We start from the raw sequence: 14,975 nt of genomic DNA, 5'->3' as shown, positions 1-14,975 counted from the left end.
GAAGAAAACGGAGAGCAACTTCAGATCGTGCGCGACAACATGCCATTCGGCGAAGTGGGCAAAGGCGAGTTCGGCACTTATTTCATCGGCTACGCGCGGTCCCCTCATCGCATCGAGAAGATGCTGGAGAACATGTTCATCGGCAACCCGCCGGGCACTTACGACCATCTGCTGGATTTCAGCCGCGCGGTGACGGGGTCGCTGTTCTTCGTGCCGACGGCGACCTTCCTCGACGATGTCGACCCCGAGGCGCGGCCGGATATCGACGCCAGCCCGGACGTTACGCCAACGCCCGCGGCGCCCCGGCCGGACGCTTCCGCCGGCGACGGTTCACTCGGTATCGGATCTTTGAGGAAAGAGGCAGGACATGAATAATCTCCATCGGGAACTGGCTCCCATCTCCAGCGCTGCCTGGGAACAGATCGAGGAGGAGGCGTCTCGTACCTTGAAGCGCCATCTGGCGGCGCGCCGTGTTGTCGACGTCGTCGGGCCGAAAGGGATCGACTTCTCAGCTGTCGGCACCGGTCATACCAGACAAATCCCTGGACTAGGTGAGGGGATTCAGACCGTATTGCGGGAAGCGAAACCGCTGGTCGAGCTTTGCGTCCCATTCGAGCTTTCGCGCCAGGCGATCGATGACGTGGAACGTGGCGCGACGGATTCGGATTGGTCCCCCGTGAAGGAAGCCGCGCGCAAGATCGCCTTCGCCGAGGACCGCTCTGTTTTCGATGGATACGCGGCGGCTGGCATTCAGGGCGTCCGCGAAGGCAGCAGCAATCCTCATCTGATGCTTCCGTCCAACGTGAAGGCCTATTCGAGCGCCGCCGCCCAGGCGGTGAGCGAGTTGAAGCTCGCCGGCTGCAATGGGCCCTATGCTCTCGTGCTCGGTGCGGATGCCTACACCGCGGCGAGCGGGGGGAGCGATGACGGCTATCCGGTCTTCCACCATATCGAGCGAGTGGTCGACGGAGGCGTAATCTGGGCGCCTGCCGTTGCCGGCGCGTTCCTGCTCACAACCCGGGGCGGCGACTTCGAACTCGATATCGGGCAGGATATCTCGATCGGCTATTCGAACCATTCCGCCACGAGCGTAGAACTTTATTTCTTCCAGTCCTTTACGTTCAGACTTCTGACGACAGAGGCCTCTGTGGTCCTCGACCCCGAAAAAACGAGGAAATAGCCGACGAACGGCGCGAGTCCTTGGCGGAACAGAACGAATTTCGGCGCGCGACGCTTTGGAAGGGTGACGTTTGGCGAATCGCCATCCTGATCCAGCTCTTTTGTTGAAGCTGATCTTTTCCGAAAGCCGGTTCCCACTTTTCGGGATCATGCTCCAGCATCCGGCGTCGCCGCATTTCTGCCTTGGACAACATGTCGGGCGAACACCGACAAATTGTCCGGCGTCACCAGGGTTCTGCCTCGTAACTTATTAATATCGCTGCATTTCGAATTGGCACGTCTGTTGCTTGAGATTTGAAGCGGGACAAGGATTTTGCTGCGGATCAGAGCGCCGACAGAGGAGGAATGCGATGTCCAGAGATCATGATAGAGACTCGCACGGGTCACAGGATGCGCGGCGCCGCAAGCTCGATCATCAAACACGGAACGAATGGCTTGATCGTGATGCTGGCCTACAGGCCGCATGGCATGCCTCTAAGATGACCCGAGATGAGTTTATCCGCCACAATGAAAGATTAATCGATAAGGTTATAGTCGACAGTCAAGACTAGGCGGAACAACAGAGTTGTTGAACGTGTCTAATGATGTTGTCGTTGCGATCCCATGGTCGGCCCTGGCTGGCAATCTGGACTGTCTGCGGCTGGGATCGCATCAGAGCGCGAAGCAACCTGAAGAGTGCTCCGGGACGAAAATGGGGCTCCGCGAGATGCCAAGAAGATTTAGGATTGGCGATCATGTTAGCTGGAATTCCGAGGCTGGGCGGGTCTCGGGGAGGATTGTTGCCATCCACGCGACGAACTTCGACTACAAAGGGCACGTGCATTACGCCTCAGAAGACGATCCCCAATACGAGATCAAGAGCGACAAAACCGATCACGTCGCGGCCCATAAGGGCAGCGCCCTCGACTATGCGTGAAGGCAGCGCATGGCGCTTCCTTTCGTCACGATCGGCCATTCCAACAGAAGCCTCGAAGAGTTCGTCGCTCTGTTGAACGGAGTCGGTATCGACCTTGTTACTGATATAAGGAAGGTGCCCATGTCCAGGGCCAACCCGCAGTTCAACCAAGACAGGTTGCGCGGCGCTTTGTCAGTTTTCCGCATATCATACGAATACGTTTCAGCCCTCGGCGGACTTCGCGGCAGGACGCCGGGCCTGCCGCCTGACATCAACGGTTTCTGGACGAACCAGAGCTTCCACAATTATGCCGACTATGCGCTTTCGCCGCAGTTTCACGCAGGCATCGAGCTATTGCTCCACCAGCGCGAACGGCGCTGCGCGATCATGTGCTCTGAGGCGTTGTGGTGTCGGTGCCATCGCCGCATCGTCGCCGACTATCTCGTCGCCGTCGGGGAAACCGTTTTCCACATTTTGGGGCAGGGCCGCCTGGTGCCTGCTCGCCTCACCGAGGGGGCTGTGGTTCAACCCGGTGGAAAGGTCATCTATCCCGCGCGAAACGAATTGGATCCTTGAATGGTGACGGATCAGCTTCATCACATCGTCATCGTCGGAGCCGGCTTCGGCGGCTTGGAGGCTGCTCGCGGACTTGCAAGCGCTCCCGTGCGCGTGACGATGATCGATCGACGCAACCATCACCTCTTCCAGCCCTTGCTCTACCAGGTTGCGACCGCTTCGCTCGCGACCTCCGAGATCGCCTGGCCGATCCGATCCCTTCTCAGCAGCCACAAGAACGTCACGACATTGCTCGGTACGGTCGTCGGCCTCGATACGCAGGACAGGAAGGTCCTTTTGGAGGACGAGGAACCGATCTCCTTCGATACCCTGATTTTGGCGACCGGGGCCCGCCACGCCTATTTCGGTCACGACGAATGGGAACCATACGCGCCGGGCCTGAAGACGCTCGAGGATGCCACCACCATCAGGCGGCGGATACTGGCTGCTTTCGAGCAGGCGGAGTGGGAAAAGAATGAAACCGAACGGGCCGCGTATCTGACATTCGTGGTCATCGGCGCGGGTCCGACGGGCGTGGAACTGGCCGGCACGATCGCGGAGCTTGCCCGGGACACGCTGCGCAACGACTTTCGCAATTTCGATACGCGAAGTGTACACGTCGTCCTGGTCGAAGCAGGCCCCCGCATCCTTTCTGGCTTCACCGAGGATCTGTCCGCCTACGCCGAGCGCGCGCTCACCCGCCTTGGCGTCAAGATCAAGCTGGGACACGCCGTCTCGCAATGTGGGGAGGACGGCGTCGAACTCGGCGGACAGTTTCTCCCCGCAAAAACCATTCTCTGGGCGGCGGGCGTTGCCGCCTCGCCTGCTGCCGATTGGCTCAATGCGCCGGCCGATCGCGCCGGCCGGATCCTCGTGCAGCCAGACCTGACCGTGCCGGGGCATCCGGATATCTTTGCCGTCGGCGATACGGCTCATGTTGAAACCGAGGACGGAAAGCCGGTCCCGGGCGTGGCGCCCGCCGCCAAGCAGGAGGGACGCTATGTGGCCGACGTGATCAAGGCGCGCCTGCGGGGCGCCTACACGCCGCCGCCCTTCGCGTACAAGAACGCCGGCAATCTCGCGACGATCGGCAAGCGGGCCGCCATCGTCGACTTCGGCTGGGTCAAGCTCAAGGGCCGGCTGGCTTGGTGGCTCTGGGGCGTCGCCCACATCTTCTTCCTCATTGGACTGCGGAACCGGCTTGCGGTCGCGCTGAACTGGGTCTGGATTCACTTCAGCGGCCATCGCAGCGCCCGTCTGATCACGCAGGGGAGGGCCAGGAAGGGCGCGCTCAATCCATCGCAGCAGCGTGCGGCCTCCAAAGCAGAATGAAATCGGCGGGATCAACGTGCTATCGTGGAACAACGGCTGACATAAGAAACGATGCAGCCGATATCGAAGGAGATCCGCGATCGGTGAGGCGCCCATGACCGAAACCATGGCGGGCATGCGCAAGCTGCCCTCTGTCGCGACGCTTCTCGAGCGGGCGCCGCCGGCTCTGTTTCACCGGTTTGGGCGAACAGCCGTGACGGATGCGATCCGCGGCGCGATCGACACGGCGCGAAAGGAGATCATGGCTGGCGCGCCTGTTGCGTCGGCGGAAGATCTTCTGACCAATTCGCTGATCAGCCTGGAGCAGAAATACAGTTCGGACCTGCGTCCGCTGTTCAACCTGACCGGCACCGTGTTGCATACCAATCTCGGACGCGCCTTGCTTGCCGAAGCGGCGATCGAGGCGGCAACAGGGGCGATGCGCGACGCCGTGGCGCTCGAATTCGATCTCGAAACCGACCAACGCGGCGAGCGCGACGAGCATGTGCGCGGACTCTTGTGCGAACTGACCGGCGCGGAAGACGCAACCGTCGTCAACAACAATGCCGCCGCGGTCCTGCTCGCGCTCAACACGCTTTCACAAGGTCGCGAGGCGATCGTCTCGCGCGGCGAATTGATCGAGATCGGCGGGGCGTTCCGCATGCCCGACATCATGGCCCGCGCCGGCGCGCTGATGGTCGAGGTGGGAACCACCAATCGTACCCATGCCAAGGACTATCGCGCCGCGCTCGGTGAGCGGACGGGCGCCATCCTCAAGGTTCATACATCGAATTACCGCATCCAGGGCTTCACCGCCGAAGTCGGCGCTGCCGAGCTCGCAGCCATAGCCGATGCCGCCGGGGTCTCCCTTGTCCACGATCTCGGATCGGGCTCGCTGGCCGATCTGTCGCGCTATGGGATGCGCGACGAGCCGACCGTTCGCGAGGCCGTCCAGCAGGGGGCGGGCATAGTGACCTTTTCCGGCGACAAGCTGCTGGGCGGCCCCCAGGCAGGCTTCATCGTCGGGCGCGCGGATCTGATAGCGGCGGTGAACCGCAATCCGATGAAGCGGGCGCTGCGCGTCGACAAGATCAGGCTTGCGGCGATCGAGGCCACTTTGAAACTCTATCTCGATCCTGACCGGCTGGCCGAACGCCTGCCGACGCTCAGGCTGCTCGCCCGCCCCAGAGAGGACATCGAGGCGCAGGCGCGTCGCCTGCAGCCGATGCTGGCGCAAGCGGTGGGCAACGAGTTTGAGGTCTCGCTATGCGCTTGCGACAGCCAGATCGGATCCGGCGCCCTGCCGCTCGATACGATCGCGAGCGCCGGCCTCGCGGTTCGGCCGCGATCGGGCAGCGGCGCGCTGAACCGGCTGGCCGCGGCGCTGCGCGCGTTGACGAGGCCCGTCATCGGCCGCACCGCGGATGGCGGCCTGGTTCTCGATCTGCGCTGCCTGACCGACGAAGACGCCTTTGTCTCGACGCTGGCCGAACTGGCGGCAAGGGGGCCGGTCGACGCTCGGCAGCATCCATGATTATCGGCACCGCCGGACATATCGACCACGGAAAAACGGCTCTCGTCAAAGCGCTGACAGGGGTCGAGGGCGATCGGCTGAAGGAAGAAAAGGCGCGCGGCATCACCATCGACCTCGGCTTCGCCTATCTTCCGGTCGAGGGCGGCCGACGGCTCGGCTTCATCGACGTTCCGGGGCATGAGCGCTTTGTCCACACGATGCTCGCCGGAGCAACGGGCATCGACTTCGCGATGCTGGTCGTGGCGGCCGACGACGGCATCATGCCGCAAACTCGCGAGCATCTGGCAATCATCGACCTGCTTGGAATCCGGCGGGGCATCATCGCCCTGACCAAATCGGACCTTGCGACGCCCGAGCGGCTTGCGCAGGTGAGCGCCGAGATTCGCGCCATGGTCGCGGAGACCGCCTTGGAAGGCGCCGATGTGCTGCCGGTATCCGCCGTAACCGGCCAAGGCGTCGAGCATCTGCGCGGCCGGCTGGCGGCCGCCGGCGGCGAGCTGCCGCGTTCCAGCGCCGACCAGCGTTTCCGGTTGGCCGTCGACCGTGTCTTCACGCTTGCCGGGATCGGCGTGGTGGCGACTGGAACCATCCTGACCGGAACAGTGCGGGTCGGCGATCGGGTGCGCATAAGTCCTTTCGGATTGGCCGCGCGCGTGCGGTCGCTGCACGTGCAGAACGAGCCGGCGGAGTCAGGCCGTGCCGGGGATCGTTGTGCGCTCAACCTGCAGGGCGAGGAGATTTCCAAGGAGGCCGTCCACCGTGGCGATATGGTGCTCGATCCGGAACTGCACGCGCCGACGGACCGTATCGACGCCAGGTTGAAGCTGCTGCCGAGCGAGAGCAAGGGATTGCGGCAATGGTTCCCGGTGCGCCTGCATCATGCCTCGGCCGAGGTCGGCGCCCATGTCGTCCTCCTGGGCGAGGCGGCGCTCGATCCTGGCATGGGCGCGGATGTGCAACTGGTCCTGGATCGCCCGATCGCGGCGGCTGCGCTCGATCGCTTCGTGATCCGGGACACTTCGGCCCAGAGGACCATTGGCGGCGGACAGTTCCTCGACCTGAGACCGCCGGCACGGCGGCGGCGAACGCCCGAGCGCGCGGCATTGCGTGCCGCGCTGTCCTTGAGCGATCCGCGACAGGCCTTCGCCGCGCTGCTCGAAACAAGCCCCTATTTCCAAGATGTGGGTGGCTTCGCCAGCGATCGCGCGCTGGCACCGGGCGAACGGGAGAGCCTGCCGGCCGCAGTGGATGCGATCGTCCTGCCCGTCGAGGCGGACCGGATCGCCGTTTCGCGCTCGCGGTGGCATGCCTACACATCGGCGCTGCTCAACGCGCTTGCCACCTTCCACGCGCAATATCCGGACCTGCAAGGCATCGGCCGCGAAAAGCTCCGTCTGCTGTTGCAGCCGCGGCTGCCTGCCGCAGTGTTTGCCGCCGCGCTGCAGAAGGTGGCACGCGACCATGCCATCGCGCTGGACGGCGCGTTCGTGCGTCTGGCGACGCACACGGTCCGGCTCACCCCAAAGGACGAAGCGCTCTGGCATGGTGTCGAGTCGTTGCTCGGCGGCGCGGCCCAGTACAGGCCGCCGCGCGTGCGCGATATTGCAGTGCTGACGGGGCAGGGGGAGCGCGATATCCGGCGGCTCCTGAAATTGGTCGGTCGGCTCGGTTTCGTCGACGAGGTGGCGATCGACCACTTCTTCCTGCGCAGCACGGTTCGCCAGATGGTCGCCATCGCCGCCGACCTTGCAGGTCCCTCGGGGAATGGTGCCTTCACGGCGGCCCAGTTTCGCGATCGACTGGACAATGGCCGCAAGGTCGCGATCCAGATACTCGAATTTTTCGATCGCCACGGGGTCACCCTTAGCCGGGGCGACCAGCGTCGTACCAACAGGCATCGTCTGGATTTGTTCGGTCCGTTGACGCCTCAGCCGCGTCGTGATCGGAGTGATCCTGGAAGAGAATCGTCCCCGGTGGGGCGCTCGGACTTCAAATCCGAGTGAGGCAGCGAGACTGTCTTTGGTGGGTTCGACTCCCGCTCTCTTCCGCCATCATCTCGGAACCGTCTGCCCGGCACCACCGTGAGATCGCGACGTCGTGCGACCTTCCGTTAGGGTTGGAAATCTTGTCCGGTTGAATGGACAAGTTGTCCATGTATTTCAAATAGATATCATGCTGTATTAGATATCGCGCAACAACGAGATCGCCATGGAACAAGATTAGAGCCCTCATTGTCCGCTCGCGGTCGAGGCCATGTCCGACACCGCTGCCCACCCTGAGGGACAAACCGACTTTGCGATGAGGACAAAATGACGAACGTCGAACACACTCCGGACCCGCGAATCAAGGAACGCGACAAGACCGGGCCACACCTTACCAAGCATGAAAACGTAGGCCTCAACGGCCGGATAGCCGTGGTCATCACGAATATCGTCGGCACGATGTGGTGCGCTTATGCCTTTGGGGGAATTGCCCTTATCAGCCTGCCGTCGGCGATCTATGGCGGCGTGGCCACACTGATTGCCTGGGTCGCCCAGACATTCCTGCAGTTGGTTCTGCTTTCGGTGATCATGGTGGGGCAGAAGGTTGCGGCCGCGGCTTCCGACAAACAGGCGCTGCAGACCTACAGAGACGCTCAGGCGCTCTTGAGGATCCAGGACGAATTGCAGCGGCTGATCCAGCTCAACAACAAGCTGACGGAAGAGATCCACACCGCGGTCGTTGCAAAGGGCACCGCCGCACCAGCCTAAGCAGGCCATTGCGCGAATGACGTCGTTAAGCCACAACGACAGTGCCGTCGCCGGCCGATACTGCACCGACGATGCTCGCGCGCGGATAACCCGCGGCTACGATTCTTGTCCGAAGCAGTTCCGCCCGTTCGGCCGCGCAGGCAACCAGCAGGCCGCCGGATGTCTGCGGATCGGTGAGCAGCGCGCGCCGCCATTCCGGCGTGTCGGGCGGCAGCAGGACTTGCTCCCCGTAGCTCGCCCAGTTTCTGTTTGACGCTCCGGTGATCAAGCCTGCCTTGGCGAGCGCCTCGGCCTCGGCAAGATACGGAATGCGAGCGCTCTCGATGGTCACGTGCACATTGCTTCCCCGCGCAAGCTCCAGGGCATGGCCCAGTAGACCGAAACCCGTTACGTCGGTGATCGCGTGCACATCGTCATCTTGGGCGAGATCGCCGCCGATCCTGTTCAGCAGTGTTGTCGACGCGATCATTTCGGCATAGGCCGCTTCGGGCAGCTGCAGCTTCTTGAATGCCGCGGAGTAGACGCCAACGCCGATGCCCTTGGTCAGGATGAGCGCATCCCCCGGCCGCGAGCCGGAGTTCCTGCGGATGGTGCGCGGGCTTCCGAGGCCGATGACAGCCAACCCGTAGATCGGCTCGACGGAATCGATCGAGTGGCCGCCCGCGACGGGAATGCCTGCCTCGGCGCAGATCGACGCGCCGCCTTCCAGGATGGCGCGGACGGTCTCGATCGGCAATTTCCCGAGCGGCATGCCGAGAATGGCCAGCGCCATGATCGGCTTTCCGCCCATGGCGTAGATATCGGACACCGCATTGGCCGCGGCAATGCGTCCGAAATCGCGCGGATCGTCGACGACGGGCATGAAGAAATCGGTCGTCGCGATCACGCAGGTCTCTTCGTCGATTTGCCAGACCGCGGCGTCGTCGCCGGTCTCGGTGCCGACAAGGAGCTGTGCGAACGGCGCGGAAGACGGCTGGCCGGCCAGCAGCTTCTGAAGCACCGACGGCGCCAGTTTGCAGCCGCACCCCCCACCATGGGCGAGATCGGTGAGGCGAACGCTCGAAGTCGGCATCAATGGATCCATCCCCGATCTGGCGACTTGGCTTGTCATTGTTGCCGACCTCCTATCCACTTCTAGGCAACCAGCAGCAGCGGATTTGGCGCATGACGCGACCAACCCGCCTCGGCAACCAGGATATCGATGCCAAGGCTGGCGAGATCGTCCGCATATGGATCAGCCTGCATATCCTGCTTCTGATAAATCAGCTTCGAGTAGGTGTGGCAGGCGTTGCACGTTTCGGCTCTTACCAGGCCGGTGTCGCCTTCGATCCCCTCGAGCGCGACGGTACGCGTATCCTCGCAGGTGATGCAAGTGGCACGAACGTGCACCCAGGCTGTCGAGCACAGCGAACAATAAAGATAGCGGATGCCGGGGGTCTTGCCCGTCGCTGTAACCAGGCCAACGCTCGGGGTCGACCCGCAGCAGGGGCATAGGCCTGGCTGCTGGAGAAGTTGAAGCTTGCCGGCCGGCAGTCTTGCTGCCAGCGTCGAGAAATAGACCTGAAGCGCCGCCGCGACATAAAGCGCTTCGCCGGCTTCCTCGACCTGGACATCGCCGTGGAGGAATCGTTCGGCAAACGCCTCGATGGCGGTTGCTTCGGCGGTGCGGAGCCTGGCAATGACCTCGCGCGCCTGGGTTGGCAAGGGGCGGGCCTCGATCTCGTCCAGAATGGACGCCAGCGCTGTCCGCCAGGCTGGATCGCGACGATGTCCGTCGGCGGCATAAGGCGGCATGCCTGCTTCCACGGCCTGATCGATGGTCGCCGACGATGCGCCTTCGATGGCCGAGACGGCGTCGAGCGCCTGTCGCTGTGCCGAAGCCAGGCGCGCCAGGAACGACAGCCAGCCCTCCATCGGGTGATCCAACGCAACCGTTGCTAGGCGCACTGCGGTCGCAGTGAAGCGTGCGCCAGGATCGGGCAGGACCACGGTGTCCGGCGACGTGACGCCGCCAGTCGCCGATCCCTGCCATTTCCCGGTGCTTGGGCTGCCGCCTTGCCTCAAATCAAATCCTCACCTGCCGAGATCGCGATTGGCGCCCGGGGTCGGCCCGCGAGATTGCGTCTGCGCCAGCCGGCGTAGCCACAGGCGATGATGACGCCACGCCCAGCCGGGAGTCACATAGCCCTGCGTCATGGCGCGCATCGACCCGCTGACCCAGATCGCGGCGTAGACGTGGATCATCCAAAGGATGATCGCGCCGATTGCGCAGAGGCTGTGGATGAGCAACGTGATGCGCTGCGTCTCGATCGAGGTATAGGCGCCGAAATAGACCTCCCAAACGGTCAGGCCGGTGAAGAACAACACCGGCACCAGAAAGGCCATGCCCCAGAACACGAGTTTCTGGCCGGCGTTGAATCGGGCGACCTCGGGGACGTTCTCTTCGTCGTTGACGATGACGCGGTTGATTTTGGCCATCCATCTGACATCACCCATGCTCGGCAAGTTATCGCGCCAGAACTGGATGATGAGGCAGAGATAGCTCACGAACAGCACGCAACCGATCCAGGGGTGAACAGCCCTGGTCCATTGGCCACCACCGAACAGGTTGGACAGCCAGAACAGCAAGGGATGGAACATCGCTAGCCCCGACAGGACGAGGAGCACGAAGCATCCCGCGGTCAGCCAGTGATTGATGCGCATCATCGCGCTGGCCCGAATGATCGTTCCCTTCGGATAGGTCATGCGGACTTCTCCTTCGTCGATCGGATCAGGTCCTCGGCATGATGATTATCTTCTTCGTCGACCTTGTTGGGACCGACCGTGATCCAGTGGAGGAATGCCGCCGCCGCCGTGAAAGCCATGCCCGCCAACGCCACCGGCTTGACCAGCCCTTTCCAGAAACCGACGAACTCGCTGATGTGCGGGTCTTCCGGCAGGTTGGCATAGATGGCGGGCTTGTCGGCGTGTTGCAGGACATACATCACATGCGTGCCGCTGACGCCCGGCGGATCATAGAGGCCGGCGTTTTCGAAGCCGCGCGATTTCAGCTCGTCCACGCGCTCGCCAGCCCATTCGGTCATGTCGGCCTTCGAGCCGAACATGATCGCGCCGGTCGGGCAGGCCTTGACGCAGGCGGGCTCGAGGCCGACCGTCACGCGGTCCGAGCACAGAGTGCATTTGTACGACTTGTGGTCGACCTGGCTGACGCGCGGAATGTTGAACGGGCATCCCTTCTCGCAATAGCCGCAACCGATGCAGTTCTCGCTGATGAAATCGACGATGCCGTTGGCGTGCTGGACGATGGCGCCCGGGGCCGGGCATGCCTTGAGGCAGCCGGGGTCCTCGCAATGCATGCAGCCATCCTTGCGGATCAGCCACTCCAGATCGCCCTTCTCATTTTCCCATTCGGCGAAGCGCATCAGCGTCCAGACGCTGGGTCCGAGATCCATCGGATTGTCGTAGCTGCCTTCGAAGTGTCCGACTTCGGGGCGCAGATTGTTCCATTCCATGCATGCCGACTGACAGGCCTTGCAGCCGATGCAGCGCGAGACGTCGATGAGCTTGGCGACTTCCTGCTCGTGGTTGCGAACAGTCGGCGGGGTCAGCGTCGTGGCCGAGATGCGGATGAAGTCTTGTGCTTGAAGATCGCTCATGGCCGCCCTCTAGACCTCCGGACCGTTCGACTTCGCGACGTTCACGAGGAACGCCTTGAATTCCGGCGTTTGCGTGTTGGCGTCGCCAACTGACGGAGTCAGCGTGTTGGCTCCGTAGCCCTTGCGAGCCTGTCCGGTGAAACCCCAATGGATGGGGCAGCCGATCACATGCGTCGGCTTGCCGTCGACCATGAGCGGCTTGATGCGCTTGGTGACATAGGCCTTGCAGACGACCTCACCGCGCTTCGACGAGACTTTCACCCAGTCCGCCTGGCCTATGCCCTTCTCCTTCGCGAGTTCCTCGCCGATCTCGACGAACTCTTCCGGCTGCAGGATCGCGTTGATCAGCGCATGCTTGGTCCAGTAGTGGAAGTGTTCGGTCAGCCGGTACGTTGTCGCGACATAGGGAAAGTCCGGCGCCGCGCCGAAGTTCTTGCGGTCGTCCGGAAACACACGCGCCACCGGATTGGATCGGACCTTCGGATGCAGAACGTTCTCGGCGGGTGACTCGAGGGGCTCGTAGTGTTCGGGGAACGGCCCCTCGACCATGGTGTTGCGCGCGAACAGGCGTGCGAGGCCTTCGGCATTCATGATGAATGGTCCGACGCCGGTGGATGGGCCGGCTGTCGGCGGGATATCGGGCACGTCGATGCCGGCCCAGCGTTCGCCGGTCCATTCGATGACAGGCTTCTTCGGGTTCCAGGCCTTGCCGTTCAGGTCGGCGCTGGCGCGATTGTAAAGGATGCGCCGATTGGCTGGCCACGCCCAGGCCCAACCCGAAGCAATGCCCTGGTCCCGCGGATCGGTGGTATCCCGCCGGGCCATCTGGTTGCCTTTTTCGGTGTAGCACCCGGTGAAGATCCAGCAGCCGGACACCGTCGTGCCGTCATCCTTGAGCTGCGCGAAACTGTCGAGCAGTTGCCCGGCCTTGAGCGTCACCGCGCCGGTCGCGGTGTCCTTGATGTCGGCCAGTGTCCGTCCGTTCATCTCTTTGGCCAATTCTTCCGGATCGGGAGATGTCGGATCTACGTAATCCCAGGTGAGATTCATCATCGCATCCGTGAACGGACCACCTTCCTTCTGGTAGAGCTCCTTCAACCGGCGGAACAGGTTTGCCATGATCCAGATGTCCGACTGGGCCTCGCCTGGCGGCTCAGCCGCCTTCCAGTGCCATTGCAGCCAACGCGCCGAATTCACCAGCGATCCGTTCTCTTCGGCGAAGCAACTCGTCGGCAGTTGGAAGACTTCGGTCTGGACTTCCGCCGGATCGGATGGATTCTGTGGCCCGAAATCCTCCCAGAACCGTGATGTCTCGGTGTCGAGCGGGTCCATCGTCACCAGAAATTTGAGCTTGCTCAGCCCGCGCCGGATCTTGCCTCGATCCGGGAAGGCCTGGAGCGGATTGAAGCCTTGGCAGATGTACCCGGTCATCTCGCCGTTGCTCATCATCTCGAAAGCCTTGATGATGTCGTAGAGCGGTATGTCCAGCTTCGGCAGCCAGTCGTAGGCCCAGTTGTTTTCGGGTTTCGCGGCAGCTCCGAACATCGTCTTCTGGAAGCTGACGAAGAATTTGCGATAATTCTGCCAGTAACTGATCTGTCCAGGCCGCAGCGGAACGAACTGACGCGTCTTCATGTAGTCGTCGAAGGTCGTCTCCTTGTCGCCCGGCAGCGTCATGTAGCCAGGCATCAGGTTGGAGAGTAGACCGATATCCGTCAGGCCCTGGATATTGGAATGACCGCGCAGGGCGTTCATGCCGCCGCCGGCGACGCCGATATTGCCGAGCAGAAGCTGCACCATGGCCATGGTGCGGATGTTCTGAGACCCGACCGAGTGCTGGGTCCACCCGAGTGCGAACAGGGATGTCAGAGCCTTGTCCGGAGCCGCGGTCGTCGCCAGAAGATCGCAGACCTGCAGAAACTTGTCCTGCGGCGTGCCGGTGATGCGCGACACCATCTCAGGGGTGTAGCGGTCGACATGTTTTCGCAGCAGGTTGATGACGCAGCGCGGATGCTGCAAGGTGTCATCGGCCTTGGCGAAACCCTGCTCGTCGAACTCGTATTCCCAGCTCGACTTGTCGTAGCTGTGCGTCTCCTCGTTGTAGCCGGTGAACAGGCCGTCCTGGAAACCGAACTCCTCCTTCACGATCAGACCGGCATTGGTGAAGGCCTGCACGTAGTCATGCTGGATTTTGTCCTTCTCCAGCAGATAGCGGATGAGGCCGTTCAGGAAGGCAATGTCGGTGCCCGGGCGGATCGGCGCATAGAGATCGGCGACTGACGCTGTTCGAGTGAAGCGTGGGTCGACCACGACGAGCTTGGCGCCGTTCTCGATCTTCGCTTCGATGACCCATTTGAAGCCGCAGGGATGCGCTTCGGCGGCGTTGCCGCCCATCACGATCACCACGTTGGCATTCTTGATGTCCTGCCAGGTGTTGGTCATTGCACCGCGACCGAATGTTGGAGCCAGACTGGCCACCGTCGGTCCGTGTCAGACACGCGCTTGGTTGTCGAACACCACCATGCCGAGGGAGCGGGCCACCTTCCAGGTGAGGAAAGCGGTTTCGCTGGACGACGCGGAAGCCGCCAGCATGCCAACGCTGGTCCAGCGGTTGACGGTGGCGCCGTCCTTGTTCCTGGCAACGAAGTTCTTGTCGCGGTCGTCCTTCATCAGCCGCGTGATGCGGTCGAGCGCGAAGTCCCAGGTGACCTCCTTGAACTCGTTCGTTCCCGGCGCGCGGTAGCGTGGCGCCGTCAGCCGCGTTGGCGCGTGAACGATATCCAGCAGAGCCGATCCCTTCGGACACAATGTTCCGCGGTTCACGGGATGGTCTGGATCGCCTTCGATGTGGATGATGTTGGAACGAGCATTCTTTGCCCGGTCACCCACGCTGTAGATCAGGATGCCGCATGCCACAGAACAATAGGTGCAGGTGTTGCGGGTTTCCGTTGTGGCGGCCAGCTTGAAGGCGCGGACAGAGGAGGCAAGCGCTTCGCCGACATGGCCGAAACCCAACGCACCCATGCTGGATGCTGCCAATCCAGCCGCTGTCAGCTTGATGAAACCTCGGCGATTCAAGTTCATTGCCTTACCTC

General features: G+C 62.5%; 12 protein-coding genes, 1 tRNA gene and 1 pseudogene. 9 read left to right on the top strand and 5 right to left on the bottom strand.

Features of this window, described 5'->3' with window-relative positions:
* The 9 genes and pseudogenes from FJ548_RS12810 to FJ548_RS12770 form a co-directional block, all read left to right on the top strand.
* Window positions 1-375: pseudogene (locus FJ548_RS12810) on the top strand (Dyp-type peroxidase domain-containing protein); the annotation flags it as partial.
* Window positions 368-1,180 carry a family 1 encapsulin nanocompartment shell protein gene (locus FJ548_RS12805; RefSeq protein WP_140778010.1) on the top strand — a complete coding sequence of 271 codons (813 nt, stop codon included), beginning with the start codon at window positions 368-370 and terminating at the stop codon, window positions 1,178-1,180. The pseudogene FJ548_RS12810 and the gene FJ548_RS12805, both read left to right, overlap by 8 nt.
* A gap of 705 nt (window positions 1,181-1,885) precedes the next feature.
* Window positions 1,886-2,095: a DUF2945 domain-containing protein gene (locus tag FJ548_RS12800; protein WP_140778014.1), complete on the top strand. Its 210-nt coding sequence runs from the start codon at window positions 1,886-1,888 to the stop codon at window positions 2,093-2,095.
* A gap of 9 nt (window positions 2,096-2,104) precedes the next feature.
* Window positions 2,105-2,650 (top strand): DUF488 domain-containing protein, encoded by a 546-nt coding sequence (locus FJ548_RS12795; protein ID WP_140778009.1) that lies wholly within the window; start codon window positions 2,105-2,107, stop codon window positions 2,648-2,650.
* Window positions 2,651-3,961, top strand: coding sequence for an NAD(P)/FAD-dependent oxidoreductase (locus FJ548_RS12790; RefSeq protein ID WP_140778008.1), 1,311 nt, complete (start codon window positions 2,651-2,653; stop codon window positions 3,959-3,961). It begins immediately after the preceding gene.
* Window positions 3,962-4,055: 94 nt separating this feature from the next.
* Window positions 4,056-5,474, top strand: a complete 1,419-nt coding sequence (gene selA, locus FJ548_RS12785; RefSeq protein WP_140778007.1) for an L-seryl-tRNA(Sec) selenium transferase — start codon at window positions 4,056-4,058, stop codon at window positions 5,472-5,474.
* Entirely contained in the window at window positions 5,471-7,477 is a 2,007-nt protein-coding gene (gene selB / locus FJ548_RS12780; RefSeq protein ID WP_140778013.1) for a selenocysteine-specific translation elongation factor, read from the top strand. Before selA ends, selB begins: the two co-directional genes overlap by 4 nt.
* Window positions 7,430-7,525: transfer RNA gene (locus tag FJ548_RS12775), tRNA-Sec, on the top strand. Before selB ends, FJ548_RS12775 begins: the two co-directional genes overlap by 48 nt.
* A gap of 258 nt (window positions 7,526-7,783) precedes the next feature.
* Window positions 7,784-8,224 (top strand): hypothetical protein, encoded by a 441-nt coding sequence (locus FJ548_RS12770; protein WP_140778006.1) that lies wholly within the window; start codon window positions 7,784-7,786, stop codon window positions 8,222-8,224.
* 25 nt (window positions 8,225-8,249) lie between these two features.
* On the opposite strand, the gene selD is transcribed toward FJ548_RS12770, so the two are convergent.
* From selD to fdnG, 5 genes are all read right to left on the bottom strand, one after another.
* A complete protein-coding gene (selD, locus tag FJ548_RS12765) occupies window positions 8,250-9,296 on the bottom strand; it encodes a selenide, water dikinase SelD (protein WP_140778005.1) in 1,047 nt (348 codons plus the stop codon).
* Between the two features lie 62 nt (window positions 9,297-9,358).
* On the bottom strand, window positions 9,359-10,213 hold the full coding sequence (gene fdhE / locus FJ548_RS12760; RefSeq protein ID WP_246678643.1) for a formate dehydrogenase accessory protein FdhE: 855 nt from the start codon (window positions 10,211-10,213) through the stop codon (window positions 9,359-9,361).
* 84 nt (window positions 10,214-10,297) lie between these two features.
* Entirely contained in the window at window positions 10,298-10,969 is a 672-nt protein-coding gene (locus FJ548_RS12755) for a formate dehydrogenase subunit gamma (RefSeq protein ID WP_140778003.1), read from the bottom strand.
* Window positions 10,966-11,880 (bottom strand): formate dehydrogenase subunit beta, encoded by a 915-nt coding sequence (fdxH, locus tag FJ548_RS12750; protein WP_140778002.1) that lies wholly within the window; start codon window positions 11,878-11,880, stop codon window positions 10,966-10,968. The genes FJ548_RS12755 and fdxH overlap by 4 nt, the downstream gene beginning before the upstream one ends.
* 9 nt (window positions 11,881-11,889) lie before the next feature.
* Window positions 11,890-14,964: a formate dehydrogenase-N subunit alpha gene (gene fdnG / locus FJ548_RS12745; protein ID WP_140778001.1), complete on the bottom strand. Its 3,075-nt coding sequence runs from the start codon at window positions 14,962-14,964 to the stop codon at window positions 11,890-11,892.
* Window positions 14,965-14,975 lie beyond the last annotated feature (11 nt).

The organism is Mesorhizobium sp. B2-4-17, assembly GCF_006441275.1.
Lineage (GTDB): Bacteria > Pseudomonadota > Alphaproteobacteria > Rhizobiales > Rhizobiaceae > Mesorhizobium.
This window is presented reverse-complemented; position numbering and strand designations above follow the sequence as displayed.